The organism is Rothia mucilaginosa (genome assembly GCF_019334805.1).
In the GTDB taxonomy this organism is placed as follows: domain Bacteria; phylum Actinomycetota; class Actinomycetes; order Actinomycetales; family Micrococcaceae; genus Rothia; species Rothia mucilaginosa_C.
Genome location: NZ_CP079822.1, coordinates 1,199,855 through 1,219,382 on the forward strand (window position 1 = coordinate 1,199,855; position 19,528 = coordinate 1,219,382).

The window sequence follows — 19,528 nt, forward strand, 5'->3', positions numbered from 1 at the left end:
CCTACAACACCGGAATATCCGTAGGAGTAGCGCCCGCTGCCCAATCATGAGACGCCGCAAAACCAGCAACCATCGGCAAAAAACGAGGCGCCGCATAGCCGCGCACAGCATACGCAGTCGCCACCGCATCCGCGGCAGCCTCCATCTGAGAGGTCGGAATCAGCGCCATCACCGCGCCACCAAAACCACCACCCACAATACGGGCACCCAACGCGCCCCGATCCAGGCACACCTGCACCGCATCATCAATCTCAGGGCGAGAAACACGCAACTCATCACGCATCGACACAAACGACTCCGTGAAAATACGGCCCGCCTCCTCAAACGCCGCAAAGCCCAACTCATCAGCATGCTGCAACAGATAGCTCGCACGACCCACCAGAGTCATATCGTGGAACGCATGACGCACCCAACCACGCGGGAACGAACACGGACGACCCGCGTCCTCCAGAGCATCCAAGGCACGATTCACCGAAGAATCCACCAAATCAGCACGCCACGCCTTTGCCGCACGCGCATCCATACCCGCACACGACAAATCCTCCGGTAGGGCATCACGCAAAAAACGCAGACCCAAAGCATCAGCGCACGCCTCAGACGCCGCACGACGAGCCGCAAAACCGCCATCCGTCAGCTCATGCGGAGTGTTCGTATCAATCACCAAAAAACTCAAGCCATGCTGGGCAATATCCACCGCAACCGGCTCAATCGAAAAATCACGGAAATCAACCACCAGAGCCTGCTCCGGATGCGAACGCAACGACGCCGTCTGATCCAGGCCACCCGTCTGCGCGCCAGCCACCTTATTCTCAGCCGTAATACACACCTGAGCCAGACGCGCACGCAACGCATCACTATCAGCCGGGGTAGCATCCGCCTGCGGGCACTCATCACGCACCGGACACGAGAGCTCCAACAACGCCAACGCCGTCGAACACTCCAAAGCCGCCGAAGACGACAAACCGCCACCCACCGGAACACGAGAATTAATTAGCAGATCAGCACCAAACTCATCGGGCAGCATAATATCCCTGCCGCCCTCCTGATTCATCGCCCACGCAACACCTGCCACATAGGTGAACCAGCCCTTCAAATGACCCGGCTGAATATCGCGAATCACAACCGTGCGCTCGTCCCCGGGCATCTGCAAAGAAGCCGCACGCAACACACCATCACGACGCAACGCACCCGCAATATACGTGCGATACGGCAACGGCATCGGCAGACACGAGCCACCCAAAAAATCAATGTACTCGCCCAAAAGATTCAGACGCCCAGGCGCAGACCACACACCATCAGGCTCATAACCATACGCAGTAATAAACTCCTCACGCACACGCGCAATCTCCGCGCTATGGTCCGGAAGAGCCGCCCACTGGGCGGTAGCGGTCATCGACATGGAACACCTCTGATCAAGCCCCGAAAGGGGCGCTAGGACGTAAACGACACCCCACCTGCACCCGACACCCAACGGGCATCAGCGCAAGCACGTGTCACCTCTAGACTAAAGCAGAAAACCAGCGAACATCGACTCAGCCGCCAAACCGCACCGGTATCAGCGTGCGGCAGGGCAGCCAAAAGCCAACGCACGCAAAAGCCCCGCACCCTACAAGGGGGCACGGGGCAACATACATAACTAATAAACCAACAGAAGGGCCAAGCGATTACGCATCCTGCGTATAGGGCTCCTGCACCACCATCATCGTGTCAATGGCAGAAAGCAGATCCTGGCGGTAACGGTTAAACGCATTCTCAATTAGAGGAACATCGCCGCTCGCCACAGCCTCCTGCGGCGAAATCAGCGGCAGAGTCTGATACTCCTCCACCAGGCTCAACGCAATATGAGTCAGCAAACGAGCACGACGCAGCGCCTCCGCATGGCCCAAACCAAGCGCCTGGAACTCATGAGCCATCGCCACCACAGGCTTCAACTCACGAGGATGCAGAGCCAAACTCAAACGCACCACCTCAGGGCACTCACGAATCGGGTACAGCAGAGAGAACAGAAGATCACCGCGGCGAATCATCGAAGCACGAATAGCCTCCGGATTCGGCTCAGCCTCCTCAGACATCGACTTCGGGGCACGAGCCAGAATGTAATCCGCCAACAGAATGAGAAGCTGCTGCTTATTCTTCACGTGGTAGTACAGGGCGCCGGGAGCCACGTGAAGCTCCTGAGCGAGTCGGCGCATGGAAAGGTCCGCCAAACCGTAGGTCGCCAAGACCTCGTAGGCGGTATCTAGAATCTTTTCACGGGAAAGTACCACCCTTTCATTTTAGGGTGTTCAACTCTACATATTGAGCAAGGTGCACCCCACCGCAAACAAAAATCGCGCAAATACGCGGCACAACCTCAAAAATGAATGTCGATTCTCACTCACTCAGAGCGAACGTTTCGCGTTTCACGAGCACTTTTGTCACCGAAAACCCTCCAGTACACGCAGAAAAAGGCAGACGCCCACGCTCTCGGCATAAAATCACGTCTTAAACCGCCCAAAACCGCCAAGACAGGTAAACCTCGCGGGCACACGCCCCGAAATCAGGTGTTTAATATTCGGTATGAGCAATGCATTTTCTGAACTAATCGAGCGCGCCACCGCAGGTGAAGGCCTCAACCGCGAAGAAATCCACACCCTCCTCGTGGACGGTGAAGGACAGGACTTCGCCCTTATCGAGGCAGCCTCCGTTGTGCGCCGCAACGAATTCCGCAACATGATTGCGATCCACACCGAAGATGAAGCGCTCGCCGATGCGCTGGGCACCCGCTCCATCGCCGTGGACTCCTACGAAGTTCTGGACATCTCCCGCGATATCGACTCCGAAGAACTCGCGGCAACCATCGAACGTATTGCAGAGTCCTCCGCAATCGGCGTGACCGTACTGCTACCCGAAAATGCAGTACCCATGATGCTGATGCGCGTGCTGTCCATCCTGCGCCTGGCAGCACCCGGCAAGGTCATTCACCTGCCCGAAGGCTACGAACAGTCCCTGCGCTCGCTGACCTCCCTCGCAATGCACGTGGTCAGCGCCATCACTATTACCGACGACATTGAGCAGTGGCCCATGGTCAACGAGGTGCTCAAGGCACTGCGTCACGGTGGCATCGTTATCTCCGGCACCGGTGGACGCGACGCCCTCGCAGGCTACCTGCGTTACCTCTCCGACCTCGGTGTGGACCTCATGGGTCACCGCGATGCACGCGGCTCCGCCTGCGGCTCGGTTGACGGTGGCGGCTGCGGATGTGGCTCGGGTGGCTGCGGTAGCCACGAGGAGCCGGCACCTTCCGCCGGTGGTTGCGGTTGCGGCTCGGGCGGATGCGGTTCCTCCGCTGAAGCTCCGGCTGAGGCTCACGGCCACTCCCACGGTGGTGGCGGTTGCTGCGGCGGCCACGACGAGCCGAAGGAAGAAAAGGGTGGCTGCTGTGGTGGCCATGACGAACCGACGGAAGAAAAGGGTGGCTGCTGCGGCGGCCACGACGAGCCCGAACCGGTCGTGGAGGAAGCTCCCGCTGGCGGTTGCGGCTGCGGTGCTGGTGGATGCGGCTCTAAGTAATCCGCTAGAGGTAACTACCCCAAGCAATATATTCCAAATATAGAATTTTCCCCTGGATAACCTGCTGAAAAGCAAGGATATTCAGGGGAAAACTCTATATGCCACATAAAGCATTAGGCTCAGAGGTAAACAACACCACAATAAACGGTGCAGAACCCCCATATCCAAAAAGCGGAATGAGACCCTCCGGTAGAGTAGAAAGACGTAGCCGACTAACCCTAGCCGCGCGAAAGGAACAACACCGGACCAATGCTTTACCTCTCCGTTATTGTCATCATCCTGATTGCGACCGTGTTCATGGTCAGCGTCGGTGACCGACTCAACCTCCCCTGGCCGGTCATGATGACCCTGCTCGGCACCGCCGCGCTCTTCATCCCCAACCGACCGGACATCACCATCGACAGTGACATCATCCTGCCAATCTTCCTTCCGCCGCTACTGTGGGCCATCGGCGTTAAATTCTCCTGGGGCACCCTGCGCCGCCGCTGGAGATCCGTACTGCTCTACTCGGTCCTTCTCACCACCGTCTCCGCCCTGGCAATTGCCAGCGCAGCCATGTGGTGGGTCCCCGGCATGACCATCGCCGTCGCCCTTGCCGTCGGTGCCGCCGTCTCCCCGCCCGACCCCGTCGCCGTGGAAGCAGTCGCTGAGCCCGTCGGCATTCCCCGCCGCCTCATCGGCACCCTGCAGACCGAAGGTAGCTTCAACGACGCTATCGCAATCGTTCTCTTCCACGCCGCAATCCACTCCATGACCAGCGGCCACCACATCGAGCCGCTCTCGGTCGCCAAGGACTTCGTGCTCGGCTTGATCCTCGCGGTCATTATTGGTTATATCTTCGGATGGCTCGGCGGCTACGTTCGCCAGCGCGCCCACGACGTGGTCACCAGCAACGCCGTGACCCTCGTGATCCCCTTCGGCGCCTACCTCGCTGCTGAAAGCGTGCACGCCTCCGGCGTTATTGCCGTGGTCATCGGCGCTATCCAGTTCACCAGCACCAAATACATGGCGGCACTCGAAGCGGAAGAACGCCTCTCCTCCACCTCCTTCTGGCAGATTATTGAGCTGCTCATGACCGGTGTCGCTTTCGGCCTCATCGGCCTGCAGGCAAGTAGTATCATCGCCACCGCCGACCCCTCCCGTATCGCAAGCCTCTTCGCTGACGGTGCCCTGGTCGCACTGGTCGCCATCCTGGTGCGCCTCATCTGGTTCACCATCGTCTGGCTGGCAGGACGCAAGAACCCCATCCACGAGGGTGCACCCGAAAGCTTTGCTGAAGTTATCGTTATGACCTGGTCCGGCATGCGAGGCCTCGTGACCCTGATTCTTGCCCTGTCCATCCCCGTGGTCAACGGCACCGAACAGGTACGCCAGGACGCCATCGTCATGATGCTCTCCGTACTCTTCTTCACCCTCGTGCTGCCCGGCCTGACCCTGCCCCTGCTCGTGAAGGTCCTTGGCGTGCAGGCTAACCATGAAGAAGAAACCGCCGTACCCGAGCTGCTCAAGATTGCGCAGGTCGCAGCCCTCGAGGCGCTGCAGGCTGAAGCGAAGGCAACCACCGACCCGGAAACCTACGCTCGCGTGAAGGAAATGTGCTCCGCCATTACCCGCCGAGACGAAATCAGCGAGGCACTGCCCGAAGAATACAAGCAGCACATGGAGAAGCTTAAGGACAAGAGGAACGACTTCGTGCGCCTGCGCGATGCCGCCCTCGTCGCCGCGCAGAACGAGGTTATTTCTGCTCAGGACCGCTACGACTCCCACGACGTGACCCGCGTGGTGCGTAAGCTGGACATCCTGGCGCAGGCAGAAAGCATCCGCTCCTCCGGCATGTTCATTCTTCCTGCCATGACCGCCGGCGCGGTCGCCATGGAACGCTACAACCTCTGGAAGAAGCACCAGGGCACCCTGAGCACCCGCGCAATCCCCGTGGTGGAAAACGCGCCCGCCTCGCCCCTGGTCACCAACGAGGTAACCCCCACGTCCTAGCCGGTACCTGCACTGCGCGCATGAACGTGACGTTTCTGCCCCTGCCTACGCCACCGAGATAAGCCATCTGGTCTTTAGCTCACAGGCGATAGACAGGGGCAGAAGCAGATTAAGCCTCAACTATCACCTAAAATGAGACAGGAAACGTAGTGAACGTACGTTAGCTCTCTCAAACTCACGAACACATTGAAAGTAGACATGGACTTCAAGACTCTCTCGCCTGCGTACCTGACCTCCCTCGGCGTAATTTTTTGCGGCGCGCTCTTGATTGGAACCTCCAACCCCTGGCTCCTGTGGCTCGGCTGGATCCTTCTCATCCTTGCGTTGGGCCTGAACGTCCTCGCCTTTGTGCTGTCCGTGGGTAAGGCGAAGGGTGACCCGACCCCCGCACTGGTGACCAACCTGGACGGTTTCGAATCCTCCGTGGAGAACCGTATCCGCGAGCGCGCAGAGCACCGCCGCGAAGAACGAGAAGCCGCTGAGCATGAGGCAGTTGAGCACGATGCTGCGGCGCAGGTTGATCAGGAAGTAGCTCCCGCTGAGGCAGCTGAGACCGTTGAGGCGACCGCGCCCGCTGAAACTGCAGAGGTCCGCGAGGAAGAGCCCACCGAATCTCAGCCGATTGTTGATCGTGCCCCCGGCCGTATGAGCGTTCTGCCCTCGCGTCCCCGTTCGGGTCGTACCCCCAAGCCCCGCTCCAACGCACGCTAGGTAGGTCGGTAGTGAATACGAAGTTTTTGCTTTCCCCGGCGTACCTGGTTTCTGTTGCCCTGATGCTTTCCGGCGCGGTGCTTTCCGGTGGTCGGTTCATGCTGATCGGCTGGATTCTGTGCATTGTGGGTGTCTGCCTGAACGCCATGACCCTGGTGGTGCTGACGAATCGCGAGCAGCTGTACACCATGGAGGCGAAGGCTGCCCGAGGCACCCGCCGCGGCTTTGATGACCGCCCCGCTGTGGTGCAGCGATTGGACGAGGCTCCGGCTACTGACAGCGCAGACGAAGGATCTGCGGAGTCCGTCGAGGAAGCCGCAGAAGAGCCTGCTGAAGCACCCGCACAGAAGACCAACTAGGGTGTAACCCCTAAGACGTAAAAGACCCCCGCAGAGGGTATCTGACGTAAATAAAAGACCGTAACCGCCCCCCGTACAGGGGAGTGGTTACGGTCTTTTGGGTGCCTGAACACTCACCTCGACTAACGCTCGTCGAATACTTTTTGGGAGGGGCGAGCGAGCGCAGCGGGGTCTTTAGCGCTGAGTGCCCAGCTTCTGTGCCGCGAAATCCGCGTACTCTTGCACGTGCGCGCGAGCCTGCTTGGTCAGCGCCTTATTCTCATCCAGGATGCGCGTCGACTGCGCCGCCATCAGCTCCAGGTACTGGCGGTTGCGGGTCTTTTTCCATGCGGTGCGTGCCGCCTCCAGCTCCGCAAAATCGTTGAGCGCCTGACGCTGCATCGTGTAGCGAACCCACATGAGCACCAGAATCAGCACCAGCGGGATGAGACACGCCCAGCTCTGCCACAGCCCGTACAGCGCCGCCGCAATGGCGCCCAAAACAATCAGCACCGGGGAAATGGAGACGATGGGGGAGTCCGGGCGGCTCTTCTGGTTCTTCACGAGCGATTCACGCGCCATAGCGCGGAAGGTGTCGGAGAAGCTGGACGGGTCGTAGGACTGAGCAGGCTCGGCCTGCTGGTTCTTCTGGGACTGGTTCTTCTGGGACTGATTCTTGCCGGGCTGGTTCTTTGGGGGTTGAGCGGGGCACATAGAAACCTCACGGGGATACACGGGGAGTAACGGGAAAGCGGACGTTTCACGTGAAACGGGGGAGTAGGCGGTGAGTGCGCGTGAGAGAAGCGGCGAGTACGCGGAAGCGGGTGGCAGGCGCTCTGCGCTCGCCGCGCCTGAACGCCGCCTCGGCAGCTTCTACAGGGAAGCCTCAATAAACTCGTACGCCTTATCCACGCAATCGGTGGTGACAGCCTTAACCTCATCGGGGGAGTAGCTGAAAGACGCCGAACGGTCGGCGTAGCGGTGCATGTCGATATCGTTCCACGAGTCCCCAATCGTATGCACCTCATAGGAGCTACCCGGATGCTCCGACTGCAGGTACTCCACCAGGTGCTGCAGGCCGGTGCCCTTCGTGCAGGCGGGCGGCACAATATCCAAGAAATCCTGGTTCTTATGGCAGTCCACCGAATCACCAAAACGCTCCAGGATCCAGGTGTACGCCGCCTCGCGGACCTGCGCATCCGGAATCCACAGGGGTACGCCCACGTACTCATGGTTCTGCAGGTCATCAGCCGGCAGGGGAGTGAACTCCGGCAGAATATTCGTCGACGAACCCACCCGGTCGCAGAGGCTGTAATCGTTATCCAGGGTGGTCGCGAACAATGCCACGCCGTCCACGGTGCTGAAATGCTCGTAGCACGCCTGCACAACACTCACCGGAAGAGGCTGATGGTAAATCACCCGGTACTGCCGGTCAGTAATCACCGCACCCGTGTACAGCACGTGGTAATCAAAACGGATGGCGGTCGGGTTCAACGCCAGTTGCGTGGCAAAAATGCTCTTGCCCGTGCACGAGACCGCCAGGTTACCCTCCGCCTGCCAGCGGGCAATCGCCTGCTCAGTGGCAGGCTCCACGGCACGGTTAAACAGGATCGTGCCGTCAAGATCGAAAGCCATCAATTTGGTCATAGAAACTCCTTCGCGGGAGGGCTGCATTGCCGCGAATTGTGCGCCGCAACCCATAAAAAACGGGGGTGCCGCCGGTACTTTTAAGTGTACCGACCGCACCCCCACCACTTGAGATATAGCCCCTGAATCTCACGCCTTCACTGAAGGGTGAAAGGGCTCATTCCTCATATTTTTAGAGAGCCAGGAATCCCAGGTAGGAACCGAGGATGCCCACGCCAAAGAGGGCGAAAATCAACCAGATGGCGTTAATCTTCTTCTTCAGAAGCCACATGCACAGGAAGCACAGACCCAGCGAGGCCAGGCCCGGCAGCAGATCGTTCAGCACGGACTGGACGGTCACATTTACCGTCTCGCCCGCCTGGTTTGTGTAGCTAGTCAGTGGCAACGGAATGTTCACGCTCGTCCAGCGGTACACCAGAGCACCCATCACGAACAGGCCCATCACGGAGGCGCCCTGAGTAATCTTCTGCAGGGTGTTGCCGCCCGCCTCGGTCACAATCTGGGTGCCCTTCTCGTAGCCGTACTTGAAGCCGTACCAGCGGGTTGCCCAACGAATTGCGGTCATGCCGAAGAAGAACAGCAGCGGGCCCAGAATATTGCCGGTCACCGCCAGGGATGCGCCCAGAGCCGCCAGCACGATACGTGCGGTACCCCAGAAAATCGGGTCGCCCACGCCGGCCAGTGGGCCCATCAGGCCCACCTTAACGTTGGTGATGGCGGCTTCGTCAATGTCCTTACCGGCTGCCTTCTCACGCTCCATCGCAGCGGTCACGCCCATAATCGAGGATGCAACCCACGGCTGGGTGTTGAAGAACTCCAGGTGGCGGGTCAGCGCCTCCGCCTGGTCTTCTTTCTTGGTGTAGAAGCGCTTAATCGCCGGAATCATAGAAACCGCGAAACCGATGGACTGCATACGCTCAAAGTTGAACGAACCGAGCAGGAAAGTGGAACGGAAGTAGGTTTCGACCTTATCGCGCTGGGTGAGCTCGGGAACTTCAACGAGCTCGACGTTCTTGTTCTCAGTCATGATGATGCTCCTTACTCGAGCTCGTTATCGAGGTCGTTTGCTGCGGTTGCCGGTGCTACGGCGGGTGCCTCGCTCTTATGGAAGAGCGGGTTCAGCTGCGTGTACAGCAGGCCCAGGCAGGCGCCGACCAGGCCGATAGCAACCAGGTTGAACTGTGCCGGGGTGGACAGTGCCACGAGGACGTCCTTTGAGCTTCCGCCGGGTAGCGGCACAATCGACTGGGTTGCCGGGATAGCGGCGGCGGCGATGAAGCCGAGGAAGAAGAAGGGCATGAGGGCCTTCGAACGCATCATGTTGATGACCATTGCGAAACCGACCACGGTGATCATGCCGCCGGCGATGCGCAGGCCGGTGGTCACCTCGGCAGGAATCATGTTCAGCAGGCGGGTCAGCTCGTCGGAGCTAATCAGCGCCACAATAGCGGTCGGGATAGCCACGCGCAGACCCTGCAGAGCCATACCGCTAATGTGCATCAACTCAATACCGCGGAAGTTCGCGGTCTTCGCGAAATTATCAGCCTGATGCTGGAAGAACACCGTAATGGTACGAACGAAAATGGTCAGAACCTGACCTGCCGCAGCCAGCGGCACAGCAATAGCAATACCGGTGGTGATGTCCTGGTGACCCTGAATCACAACAACAGCGGAGATGGTGGATGCCAGAGCCGAGTCGGGAGCCATAGCCGCACCGACGTTCATCCAGCCCAGTGCGATGAGCTCCAGTGCGCCACCGAGCATAATGCCGGTAGTCGGGTCACCCAGCGCAAAACCCATCAGGGTACAAGCGACCAGGGGGCGGTGGAACTGACGCTCGTCCACCACGGATGCGACGCCCGCAATGAACGCCACGAGAACAACGAGAATAAACGTCAGGGCGCTCATGCGTCCAGGCCTTTCTGCTTGAGGATCTTTTCCAAATCAACCGGGGAGTGGTTGGGCAGCTGCTGCACCGTCAGCTTCACACCGCGCTTAATGAGTTCGCGGTAGGCTTCCAGGTGCTCCTCGGAGGCGTACACTGCGTCCGAGAGCTGAACCATGCCGGTCTTGAAGGTGACGCCACCAACGTTCACTTCGTTGATCTTGACGCCTTCGTCGAGCAGTCGCACCACGTCAACGGGGGATTCTACGACGAACATGGTCTTCATGCCGGTGTACTTGGGGTTGTTGTACACGCGACCAGCCTTAGCGATGTCCAGGACGTTGGTCTTCACACTGGTCGGCGCGACCTGCAGTAGCAGGGACTTGCGCAGCTGATCGTGTGCCGCATTATCGGATGCCGCGATGAAGGTCTGCGGTGCGATATGCGGAACCCAGGTTCCTGCCACCTGACCGTGAATCAGGCGGGAGTCGATGCGGGTGAAGATAGCGTCCATGGTGCCGCCGGGAACCTGCTGAGCAGCCGGAACCTCGACCGCCTTGGTCTCTGCGGGCTTCGCCTCGGCGGGCTTGGCGGCTGCGGGCTGGTTCGCCTCCTGGAAGGAGCGAATACCCTTAGTGCCAGCCTTGTGCGCCTTAGCGACCAGGGACTTGAGGGTTGCGTTCTTACGGCCTGCGCCGGAGATGACCTCAATAAGCATCGGTACGTTGACACCGGAGACGACGTCGACGCCCTCGCGGGTGGCTGCGAACTGCGCACCGGCGTTGTAGGGGCTACCGCCGAAGAGGTCGACCAGCAGCAGGGTTTCTTCTGCTTCGGACGCCTCAACGATGCGGGTGTACTCTTCGACGAGATCTTCGGGGCCCTGACCCGGCAGGAACGTGACCGGGTGGACGTTTTCGAAGTTACCGAGGATCATGCCGGCGGTATTCAGCAGAGCCGGAGCCGACTCGCCGTGTGCCGCCACAATGATAGTGACCATAGTGGTCCTCTCGTGTTCGTGACATAGTGTGTAGTGGCCCCGTGAGGAGCCTCATAATTCTCAGATAGTAACACGTATATTGTGTGTTTTGTGGGTTTTTTCTGGCCATGCACACTTTAGGTGCTGGTGACATTTTTTCAAGTGTTGGAATATGGGTTTTTGATGTCAAAACACGTATTTATTGCCGGGGCGTAAAAAATTTAAACAAAATACCGAAAAAGGCTTGCCGGCGCGTAGGGTGAGGGGTTATTTTTGCGAGTTTTCGTGAAAAATCGGGGGTATTGGCATCGTGCAGGTGGGTTGATGAGGCGCTTGATGCGGCATATTTGAATTGCGAAGGCGCGAGAAAAAGATTTACAAAGAAAATACTGGGTGAAAAATGAGCGTGCGGATTAAAAATGTGGGATTTATAAAAAACCCACATTTGTCTGTGGTCTGTCCACAGAATGGTATTTCTGGAATGTGCAGCCATGAACCGTCATTTAAAAATTTAAATCGACGCGCTAACGCGCGAAATAAAACCCGGGAAAACAGCATTTTAGTGACAGGTTGTATATATAAATAGCAACTCACCTTTAAGGGCTACGTTCCGCCCGGCATCACCCCTCTAGAATCCTCACTCCCAGATTCTTCACTCCCCGATTCCCCATCCGAACCCCTCACCGGGATTCTGAGGCGCAGATTTCGCGGCATAGAAAAAGCGACCGGGAACCCTCCCGGTCGCTTCCTGCCGAACATGCGCTACGCGTTAATGCCCCACATATCCCGCGCCAGACGCGCAATATGAATCGTCAAATACGTCAACTCATCACGAGTGAGGCTATGCTTCAACTGCATCTGCAGCACCAGCAAAACCTTCTGCGCACACGCGTAGGCGCGCGGTACATCCGCACGAAGAGCCGCCAACAAACTCGGCTGCGACACCTCATCAGCGTCCTCCGCACGATTCGCGGAGGCGCGGCTCGCCCGCACAAACAGGTACCGCAGATGCGTCACAAAACGTGCCGCACTCATTGAATCCGGGTCGATCTTCCGCTCGTAGCTCGCCTCAATAATTTCAAAAACCTGCGCGAAAACCTCAGTCATGCGGAATGCCTGAGACATATCCGCCGTCGCAAATTGCGCATTGACCAGGTGCAACGCCAAAGGAATAGCCTCATTCGGATCCAGCTCAACCTGCAGGCGCTCGCGAACCATCTGCAAAACCGTACGGCCGTACTCCACCTCGCGCGGGTAGAGAACAGTCACCTCCGGGGCGAGCGGATACTCCACCCGCACCCCATCACGCGCACGAACCACCGCATAGTGTAGGTGATCAGCCAGCGGAAGAATAAACGAGTTCGACAGCTCCAGCGCACCCTCGGCGCGCACCTTCGACTCCAGAAGAGTGGCAATCGACAAAATCTCCGCCGGAATCTCAGACAGGGTCATACTCAGACGCTCACCCGACATGCCCTGCTCCGGCACAAAGGTCTGCTCCACCGCAGACGGGTCAACCAGCTGACCCTTACGCTTACCAAAAGCAATGCCGCGACCAATCATCACGGACTCCTTGCCGTGATGATCTACCGTGAGGACAACATTATTGTTATAAATACGGCTAATGCGCATGCGTCGTCCTCCTTCACGGGTGTTGGGTCGCCGGAACAGAAACGGCAAAATCAAAAGATACGCAAAGGTGATTGAGCGTTACCTAAGCTAGTACAAATTCTACCGAAAGTTTGAAGCCGCCATGAAGGGTTAACGAGCAAATCCGGGGTAAAGCTGTGCTCCAGCTGTGATGCGGGCAAGCATTCCATAAGTTTGCGGCTGAAAACCGGCTCCCGCCCCGCCGTGAACCCTAAATCGCGATACTCTTAATCACATGAGCAGCAAAGCAACCGAAATCGCAAAGAACCTTCCCACGCTAGAGCACCCGGACGGTAGCCCCATCCGCGCCCTTGTCGTTGACGACGAGGAAATGCTCAAAGAACTCGTCAGCATGGGTCTGAAAATGATCGGCTGGGAGGTGCAGTCCGCAGGCGACGGCCCCTCCGCGCTCGCGATTGCCCGCGATTGGCGCCCCGACGTGCTCGTTCTGGACATTATGATGCCCGGCTTCGACGGCCTGGAGTTGCTCTCCCGTATCCGTAAGTTCTACCCCGAAGTTCCCTGCCTCTTCCTGACCGCTAAGGACTCGGTCGATAACCGTATCGAGGGCCTTGCCGCCGGCGCGGACGACTACGTGACCAAGCCCTTCTCCATGGAAGAAGTCATGATTCGCCTGCACCGCCTGGTGCAGCGCTCCGGCGTTGCCGCCATTGACGACGCTGAGCTGGTCGTCGGTGATCTGGTGCTGAATCAGGACACCCGCGAGGTGACCCGCGGTGGCGAGCAGATTAACCTCACCGCAACCCAGTTCGACCTGCTGCGCTACCTCATGGAGAATGCGAAGCGCGTGGTCTCCAAGAGCCAGATTCTCGATAATGTCTGGAACTACGATTTTGGTGGTCAGGCAAATATTGTGGAGCTGTACATCTCGTACCTGCGTAAGAAGATTGACGTGGGCCGTGAACCGATGATTCACACCGTGCGCGGTGCCGGTTACGTGCTACGTCCCGCCGTCTAAGTTTATTCTCTGCTCTTCATATGGCGCGGTATAACACCCGGTTATACCGCGCCATATCAGTTATATTCTGTATTTCGAATATAGAAAGAAAGGATGCTCGTGGGCTCCTACTCACCCGGTGAACCCGCCTCCCCGGATAACGAAGCAACCCGCCCCCTGCGCGCGGGTGCCCCCGCACGAGACGGTGCCGCGCCCTCCCCGGGGAACTTCTTCGTGCGCCTACGCGCCGCCTGGAAGAGCATGCGGAACCCCGAAGCATCCCCCGAAGAACTGGGCTACGTGCCCCATCTGCGTTCGCGCCTTATCGCCATCCTCGTGACAGCCCTCGGCATTGCATGCCTCATCATTGGCCTGTCCACCTACGTGACCCTGCAGAACTCCCTCTACCAGCAGGCACAAAGCGACCTCAAAGAAACCAGCCACCGCGTAGTGCAGCCGACCTCCCGAGACGGCAAGCGAGAAGAAGTGGACTGCAGCGACCTGCAGAAGAGCAGCTCCCTCTTTGCGCCCGGTCAGGCGTCCGGAACTATCATCACCTGCGTGGAATCCGAAGGTGCCGTAGAAATCGCCAGCAAGCTCACCAAGGAGGGCACCGTACAAACCCTTTCCGCCAACGACCAGGTAACCCTCGGAACCATGGCACTGAATGCCACTAGGGAAGAAGTCCAAGAGGTCAAGCTGGAATCCGGCCTGTACCTCGTGAAAATCACCCCGAAGGCTAATAGCAGCGCCGATGCCCAGGTGGTTGGTATTCCGCTCGCCAACGTACAGCAGACCCTCACCATCTTCGTGATTGTGGTAGCCCTCGGTTCCATCGCCGTGATGGTTGGTGCCGGCGTGGCGGGCTCCTACATTATTCGCGGCACCATGAAGCCCCTGGAGCGAGTCTCCGCGGTGGCAACCGATGTGGCGCACCTGGACCTGGAAGAGCACACCATCTCCTCGGCGGTGCGCGTGGATCCGAAAGATTCCGACCCGCGCACTGAAGTCGGTGCCGTAGGCTACGCCCTCAATCAGCTGCTCGATAACGTGAACTCCGCCCTGGAGGTGCGCGAACGCACCGAACACCAGATTCGCGCCTTTATTGCGGACGCCTCCCACGAGCTGCGCACGCCCCTTGCCGCCATTAAGGGGTATTCCGACATGCTCCGCTGGACCGAGCCGCTCAGTGAATCCGGTCAATCCTCCCTGGCGCGTATCGACTCGCAGACCGAACGCATGTCACGCCTCGTGGAGGACCTGCTGACCCTCGCTCGCCTGGATGAAGGCCGTGAACCCAAATTTGAGCTCGTCGATCTGACCGAACTGGTGCTTGAATGTACCTCCGACATGCAGGCTGCCGCGCGCACCCACGAATGGCACCTGAACCTGCCCGACGAGCCGGTTGAGGTTGTTGCCGACCGCTCCCAGATTCAGCGTGTCATCTTGAACCTGCTCTCGAATGCCCGCAAGCACACCGATGAAGGTACGCGCGTGACTGCGGGTCTGGCCGTGGATACTGCGCGCCGCGAGGCTGTAGTGACCGTGAGCGATAACGGTCCGGGCATTGCCCCTGACTTCTTGCCGAAGATTTTTGACCGCTTTACCCGCGCCGATAAGGCACGTTCCGGTTCGGTTGGAACCACCGGTTTGGGTCTGGCGATTGTGCAGGCGATTGTGCAGGCGCACGGCGGTTCGATTCAGGTGCAGAGTCAGCCTGGGCATACGGTCTTTACGGTGCGTCTGCCTTTGGAGGCGGCGCGCGCCTAATGCGCTCACTCGGTGGCTTGCTGGGCGGTTCGCTGGGCGGCTCGCCCGGTGGTTCACTGGGCGGGTAGTTGGGTGAGTGTCCTGGGTAAGTGTTTGAGGGGGCGGGGTGTGTTGTGCATACCCCGCCCCTTGGTGCGCGTTTTTGGGGTGTTATAGCGCCCTGACGTGCCAAAACACTTAATTGCTTGTTGAGTAAACATTAAATCTGCACTTCAAGTTTATTGCCTTGAGTGCAAATATGTGGTGAATCTAACCCTCGAATAGTTACTCCCGGTGAAACATTACGCGTATTGTAAAAAGCATGGCTAATCTTGTTGAATCCCCCGCAAATATCACGGACAAGCGTTCCGCCCGCAAGGCAGAGAACCGCATCGCAATCGTTGAGGCAGCAGAATCCCTCATCCTCGAGGGCGGCTACGGCGCCCTCAACGCGGAAGCGCTCGCAGAACGCGCAGGCGTCTCCCGCCGCACCATCTTCAACCACTTCGCCTCCGTAGACGACGTACTGGTCACCCGCATGAACCAGTACTTCAACCGCATCTTCGAAGAATGCGACTTCACCATCTCCGGTGAAAACGCAAGCATGGAAGCCGAAATGCTTTCCATCGCCCGCAAGGTCTTCATGAGCAGCACCCTCGAAGAGTACATCGCACCCTTCGCACACCTGCTCTACGCCCTCGAAATGGACAGCCCCGCGAAGTTCGAAGAATACTCGCACGTCATCCTCGAGCGCACCTACGACATCTTCCTCGAACAGTACCTCGCGGCATACCCCGACCTGCCCTACCTGCGCGTGGCAGTCTTCGCCTCCAACCTCTCCGAAACCATCGGTGAAGGCGTCTACTACTACCTCACCCGCGCCGAAGAAATGACGGTCAAGGTCGCAGCGGAAGCCCCCGAAGGCACCCACCCCGAAGCACTCGCCATTGAAGCAATGCGCCAGTGCGTACTCGAAGCACTCGACTACCTGGGTCGTCTGGTCCAGGGTGAATTCGCAAGCTAAGCCCCATAGCGTTAACGCTCAAACACTCTCGCTTCGGGCACCTCATCTGCAGGTGCCCGGGGCGGGGTGTTTTTTGCCCAAAAACAGGCAGTAGCGTTCGTAGTGTAGGGCAAAACTATTGGGTAAAACGGCAGGGCAAACACCACGCGCACCCAACACCCAAACTCTTCACTCACTCAACTTCAAAGGACTGAATCATGGCTACATGGCTCTACCGCATCGGTGAAGCCGCCGCCCGTCGCGCATGGACTGTCATCCTCATCTGGGCACTCATCATTGCCGGTGTAGCGGGTGCCTACACCGCGTTCCACGGCAAGCTCAGTAACACCTTCACCATGCCCGGAACGCAGACCCAGCAGCTCTCCGACGAGCTCGCCCAACGCTTCCCCAGCGCCAACCGCGGCTCCGGCCAGATCATTCTCACCACCGGTGACGGCACCGCCCTCACCGAAGAGCAGAAGCAGGCATTCTCCTCCGCACTGAGCGCACTGCCCAGCGAGGTGCCCTCCGTGGATGCGGTCACCGACCCGTTCACCACCACCTCCAAGCTTGCCGAGGCGAAAACCCAGCTCGACGAGGCGCACGCAAAGATTACCGCCGCCCCCTCCCAGATGGAAGACGGCAAAAAGCAGCTGAACGCCGCTACCTCGCAGCTTGAGGACGGTATGAAGCAGATTGCCGAGAACGAGAAGAAGCTCGACGACTCGCAGGCACAGATTAGTGCAGGTCAGGAGCAGCTCACCTCCGCACAGAAGCAGCTGGACGACGCGCAGGAACAGCTGAAGGACGGCTACGCCCAGGCGGAGGCGGCAGGCTCACCCGCCGCCATGATTGAGCAGCTCGACGCTCAGCAGGCGCAGCTGACCGAGCAGCAGGATGCCCTCAAACAGAAGGGCGATACCCTCGTTGAGAGCCAGAAGCAGGTTGATGCGGGCCGCGCAGAAATTGCCTCGAAGAAGGACGAGCTCGCTGAGGGCAAGAAGAAGCTGGACGAGCAGCGCAACCAGCTGCAGAAGACCGAGAGTGACCTGCCGGCACAGCGTGAGCAGCTGGAGCGTCAGCAGAAGCTCTACGACTTCACCTCCGGCTACCGTATGGTCTCTGAGGATCAGTCCACGGCGATTGCGACTGTCTCGTTTAAGAAGAAGATTTACGAGGTGCCGTCCGCCGAATTGCAGAAGGTCATGTCCGACATTGAGTCGGCGAACTTGCACGGGGCGACCGTACAGTTCGACGCGAACCTGAGTGAATCCGCGATTGGTGGTGGCTCGCACACCGGTGAGGTTGCGGGTATGGTCATCGCCTTCATCGTGCTCATGGTCATGCTCGGCACCCTCGTGGCTGCCGGCCTGCCGATTCTGATGTCTCTGGTGGGCGTGGTGGTGGGTGTGCTCGGTACGCTCTCCCTGTCCTCCGTCGTGGAGATGAGCTCCACCGCCTACACCCTGGGCCTGATGCTCGGCCTGGCGGTCGGTATCGACTACTCGCTGTTCATTCTGAACCGCTACCGCACGAACCTGCTGGATGGCATGCCGAAGGTCCAGGCGATTGCCCTGGCGAACGGCACGAGCGGTAACGCCGTGATTTTTGCGGCGAGCACCGTGATTATTGCGCTCGTGGCGCTGAACGTGACCGGTATTCCCTTCCTGGGCGTGATGGGTAATGCCGCCGCGTTCTGCGTGGTTGTTGCCGCCCTAATCGCGGTGACGCTCACCCCGGCGGTGCTGTCCCTGGCGGGTACCAAGATTATGTCTAAGAAGCTGTGGGCTTCCATCGATACCCCGCAGAAGATTGCGGAACGCCGCGTGCAGGATGCCGAACGCACCGAGAAGCCGAACGGTTGGTTGCGCCTCGTGTTGGCGCGTCCGCTACTGACTCTGGTGGCCGGTACGCTGGCGCTGCTGGCGGTTGCCGCCCCCATGTCTCAGATGCGCCTGGGCCTGCCGGACGCCTCGAACTACCCCTCCGATAGCGCCGCGTACAAGTCGTACGCGCTGGTCAAGGACAAGTTCGGTGAGGGTATGAGCGCCCCGCTGGTCGCGGTCGCGCACACCCCCGCGAACATGAGTGAGGAGCAGGCTCAGCAGGCGCAGATTGATATCGCCTCTGCAGTCAAGGAACGCGGCGGCGCGAACGTGCAGGCTGTGGTTCCCGGCGGTATGACTGATGATCGTACCCTCATGATTTTCCAGGTGATTCCTGCCCACAGTGCAAGCTCCGTGGAGACTGAAGAGCTTGTCCACGAGCTGCGAGCCGTGACCGTTCCGGTTCAGGGCTCTGAGGTGTCTCTCGGTATTGCGGGTCAGACCAGCGGCAATATTGACGTCTCCGAGGTGCTCGCTCAGAAGCTGCCCCTGTACCTGGGTGTGGTGATGGGCCTGTCCTTCCTGGTGCTGATTCTGGTGTTCCGTTCGATTCTGGTTCCGCTGGTTGCCTCGGTGGGCTTCCTCTTCTCGGTGCTGGCGAGCTTCGGTGCCGTGGTGTCCATCTACCAGCTGGGCTTCATGAGCTCCCTCTTCGGCGTGGATCACCCGGGTCCGGTGCTGTCGTTCTTGCCGACCCTGCTCATCGGTATTCTTTTTGGTCTTGCTATGGATTACCAGATGTTCCTGGTGACTGGCATGCGTGAAGCGTACGTGCACGGCAAGGACGCGGCGACCGCCATCGTGACCGGCTATAACCATGCGGTGCGTGTGGTGGTGGCTGCCGCGATCATCATGATTTCGGTGTTTGGTGGCTTCATCTTTGCTGATTCGACCATGATTCGCCCGATGGGCTTTGGTTTGGCGTTCGGTGTGCTTGTGGATGCGTTCATTGTGCGTATGACGCTGACCCCGGCGATTATGGCTCTGCTGGGCGATAAGGCGTGGTGGATGCCGAAGTGGCTGGATCGCCTCACTCCGAATATGGATGTTGAGGGTGCTGCACTGAGTGAGAATATTCAGCACGAGCGTGAGTCTGCTGCTGCCGACTCGGGTAGCAAGCTCGGGTCAGAGTAAAGTATTAGTGTGCGTTTGTGCGCTACGGCGCACTCTGAAGACTA

The 19,528-nt window shown here is 59.0% G+C and carries 17 protein-coding genes; 8 read left to right on the forward strand and 9 right to left on the reverse strand.

Going from position 1 to position 19,528, the window contains the following annotated elements; all coding sequences use genetic code 11:
- Nucleotide 1 precedes the first annotated feature (1 nt).
- Nucleotides 2-1,399, reverse strand: a complete 1,398-nt coding sequence (locus LPB405_RS04695) for a galactokinase (RefSeq protein ID WP_219100316.1) — start codon at nt 1,397-1,399, stop codon at nt 2-4.
- Nucleotides 1,400-1,664: 265 nt separating this feature from the next.
- Nucleotides 1,665-2,267: a TetR/AcrR family transcriptional regulator gene (locus tag LPB405_RS04700; RefSeq protein ID WP_049338650.1), complete on the reverse strand. Its 603-nt coding sequence runs from the start codon at nt 2,265-2,267 to the stop codon at nt 1,665-1,667.
- 292 nt (nt 2,268-2,559) lie between these two features.
- On the opposite strand from LPB405_RS04700, the gene LPB405_RS04705 reads away from it, so the two are divergent.
- The 4 genes from LPB405_RS04705 to LPB405_RS04720 all read left to right on the forward strand — a co-directional run bounded on the left by LPB405_RS04705 (nt 2,560) and on the right by LPB405_RS04720 (nt 6,614).
- Nucleotides 2,560-3,552: a biotin synthase gene (locus LPB405_RS04705; RefSeq protein WP_219100318.1), complete on the forward strand. Its 993-nt coding sequence runs from the start codon at nt 2,560-2,562 to the stop codon at nt 3,550-3,552.
- Nucleotides 3,553-3,801: 249 nt separating this feature from the next.
- Nucleotides 3,802-5,544, forward strand: coding sequence for a cation:proton antiporter (locus tag LPB405_RS04710; RefSeq protein WP_219100320.1), 1,743 nt, complete (start codon nt 3,802-3,804; stop codon nt 5,542-5,544).
- 198 nt (nt 5,545-5,742) lie between these two features.
- Complete coding sequence (locus LPB405_RS04715) at nt 5,743-6,255, forward strand: hypothetical protein (RefSeq protein ID WP_049352259.1); 513 nt, start codon at nt 5,743-5,745, stop codon at nt 6,253-6,255.
- Nucleotides 6,256-6,266: 11 nt separating this feature from the next.
- Nucleotides 6,267-6,614, forward strand: a complete 348-nt coding sequence (locus tag LPB405_RS04720) for a hypothetical protein (RefSeq protein WP_049338642.1) — start codon at nt 6,267-6,269, stop codon at nt 6,612-6,614.
- 174 nt (nt 6,615-6,788) lie between these two features.
- On the opposite strand, the gene LPB405_RS04725 is transcribed toward LPB405_RS04720, so the two are convergent.
- The 7 genes from LPB405_RS04725 to LPB405_RS04755 all read right to left on the reverse strand — a co-directional run bounded on the left by LPB405_RS04725 (nt 6,789) and on the right by LPB405_RS04755 (nt 12,736).
- Nucleotides 6,789-7,307, reverse strand: a complete 519-nt coding sequence (locus tag LPB405_RS04725) for a hypothetical protein (RefSeq protein WP_193389915.1) — start codon at nt 7,305-7,307, stop codon at nt 6,789-6,791.
- Nucleotides 7,308-7,466: 159 nt separating this feature from the next.
- Complete coding sequence (locus LPB405_RS04730) at nt 7,467-8,240, reverse strand: HAD-IIB family hydrolase (protein WP_044149982.1); 774 nt, start codon at nt 8,238-8,240, stop codon at nt 7,467-7,469.
- A gap of 172 nt (nt 8,241-8,412) precedes the next feature.
- Nucleotides 8,413-9,267: a PTS system mannose/fructose/sorbose family transporter subunit IID gene (locus tag LPB405_RS04735; protein ID WP_049352264.1), complete on the reverse strand. Its 855-nt coding sequence runs from the start codon at nt 9,265-9,267 to the stop codon at nt 8,413-8,415.
- Between the two features lie 11 nt (nt 9,268-9,278).
- The gene (locus LPB405_RS04740) at nt 9,279-10,148 is read right to left on the reverse strand and encodes a PTS mannose/fructose/sorbose transporter subunit IIC (RefSeq protein WP_049360185.1); all 870 of its coding nucleotides are present in this window, start codon (nt 10,146-10,148) and stop codon (nt 9,279-9,281) included.
- Nucleotides 10,145-11,125 carry a mannose/fructose/sorbose PTS transporter subunit IIA gene (locus LPB405_RS04745; RefSeq protein ID WP_219100322.1) on the reverse strand — a complete coding sequence of 327 codons (981 nt, stop codon included), beginning with the start codon at nt 11,123-11,125 and terminating at the stop codon, nt 10,145-10,147. The genes LPB405_RS04740 and LPB405_RS04745 overlap by 4 nt, the downstream gene beginning before the upstream one ends.
- A 178-nt stretch (nt 11,126-11,303) precedes the next feature.
- Complete coding sequence (locus LPB405_RS04750; protein ID WP_219100324.1) at nt 11,304-11,597, reverse strand: hypothetical protein; 294 nt, start codon at nt 11,595-11,597, stop codon at nt 11,304-11,306.
- A 269-nt stretch (nt 11,598-11,866) separates the two neighbouring features.
- Nucleotides 11,867-12,736, reverse strand: a complete 870-nt coding sequence (locus LPB405_RS04755; protein ID WP_219100326.1) for a PRD domain-containing protein — start codon at nt 12,734-12,736, stop codon at nt 11,867-11,869.
- Nucleotides 12,737-12,989: 253 nt separating this feature from the next.
- Here LPB405_RS04755 and LPB405_RS04760 point away from each other — a divergent pair, with 253 nt between their 5' ends.
- From LPB405_RS04760 to LPB405_RS04775, 4 genes are all read left to right on the forward strand, one after another.
- Entirely contained in the window at nt 12,990-13,733 is a 744-nt protein-coding gene (locus tag LPB405_RS04760) for a response regulator transcription factor (RefSeq protein ID WP_219100328.1), read from the forward strand.
- Between the two features lie 93 nt (nt 13,734-13,826).
- Nucleotides 13,827-15,482 carry a sensor histidine kinase gene (locus LPB405_RS04765; RefSeq protein ID WP_257604845.1) on the forward strand — a complete coding sequence of 552 codons (1,656 nt, stop codon included), beginning with the start codon at nt 13,827-13,829 and terminating at the stop codon, nt 15,480-15,482.
- 301 nt (nt 15,483-15,783) lie between these two features.
- On the forward strand, nt 15,784-16,485 hold the full coding sequence (locus LPB405_RS04770; protein WP_219100332.1) for a TetR/AcrR family transcriptional regulator: 702 nt from the start codon (nt 15,784-15,786) through the stop codon (nt 16,483-16,485).
- Nucleotides 16,486-16,682: 197 nt separating this feature from the next.
- Nucleotides 16,683-19,484, forward strand: a complete 2,802-nt coding sequence (locus LPB405_RS04775) for an MMPL family transporter (RefSeq protein ID WP_219100334.1) — start codon at nt 16,683-16,685, stop codon at nt 19,482-19,484.
- Nucleotides 19,485-19,528 lie beyond the last annotated feature (44 nt).

Bases quoted from the DNA above. Each gene is read 5' to 3' on its own strand.
- LPB405_RS04760 (WP_219100328.1), top strand. From the start codon at position 12,990: ATGAGCAGCAAAGCAACCGAAATCGCAAAGAACCTTCCCACGCTAGAG.
- LPB405_RS04710 (WP_219100320.1), top strand. From the start codon at position 3,802: ATGCTTTACCTCTCCGTTATTGTCATCATCCTGATTGCGACCGTGTTC.
- LPB405_RS04705 (WP_219100318.1), top strand. From the start codon at position 2,560: ATGAGCAATGCATTTTCTGAACTAATCGAGCGCGCCACCGCAGGTGAA.
- LPB405_RS04745 (WP_219100322.1), bottom strand. From the start codon at position 11,125: ATGGTCACTATCATTGTGGCGGCACACGGCGAGTCGGCTCCGGCTCTG.
- LPB405_RS04775 (WP_219100334.1), top strand. From the start codon at position 16,683: ATGGCTACATGGCTCTACCGCATCGGTGAAGCCGCCGCCCGTCGCGCA.
- LPB405_RS04695 (WP_219100316.1), bottom strand. From the start codon at position 1,399: ATGTCGATGACCGCTACCGCCCAGTGGGCGGCTCTTCCGGACCATAGC.
- LPB405_RS04715 (WP_049352259.1), top strand. From the start codon at position 5,743: ATGGACTTCAAGACTCTCTCGCCTGCGTACCTGACCTCCCTCGGCGTA.
- LPB405_RS04740 (WP_049360185.1), bottom strand. From the start codon at position 10,148: ATGAGCGCCCTGACGTTTATTCTCGTTGTTCTCGTGGCGTTCATTGCG.
- LPB405_RS04735 (WP_049352264.1), bottom strand. From the start codon at position 9,267: ATGACTGAGAACAAGAACGTCGAGCTCGTTGAAGTTCCCGAGCTCACC.
- LPB405_RS04725 (WP_193389915.1), bottom strand. From the start codon at position 7,307: ATGTGCCCCGCTCAACCCCCAAAGAACCAGCCCGGCAAGAATCAGTCC.
- LPB405_RS04750 (WP_219100324.1), bottom strand. From the start codon at position 11,597: ATGGCTGCACATTCCAGAAATACCATTCTGTGGACAGACCACAGACAA.
- LPB405_RS04770 (WP_219100332.1), top strand. From the start codon at position 15,784: ATGGCTAATCTTGTTGAATCCCCCGCAAATATCACGGACAAGCGTTCC.
- LPB405_RS04755 (WP_219100326.1), bottom strand. From the start codon at position 12,736: ATGCGCATTAGCCGTATTTATAACAATAATGTTGTCCTCACGGTAGAT.
- LPB405_RS04730 (WP_044149982.1), bottom strand. From the start codon at position 8,240: ATGACCAAATTGATGGCTTTCGATCTTGACGGCACGATCCTGTTTAAC.
- LPB405_RS04765 (WP_257604845.1), top strand. From the start codon at position 13,827: ATGCTCGTGGGCTCCTACTCACCCGGTGAACCCGCCTCCCCGGATAAC.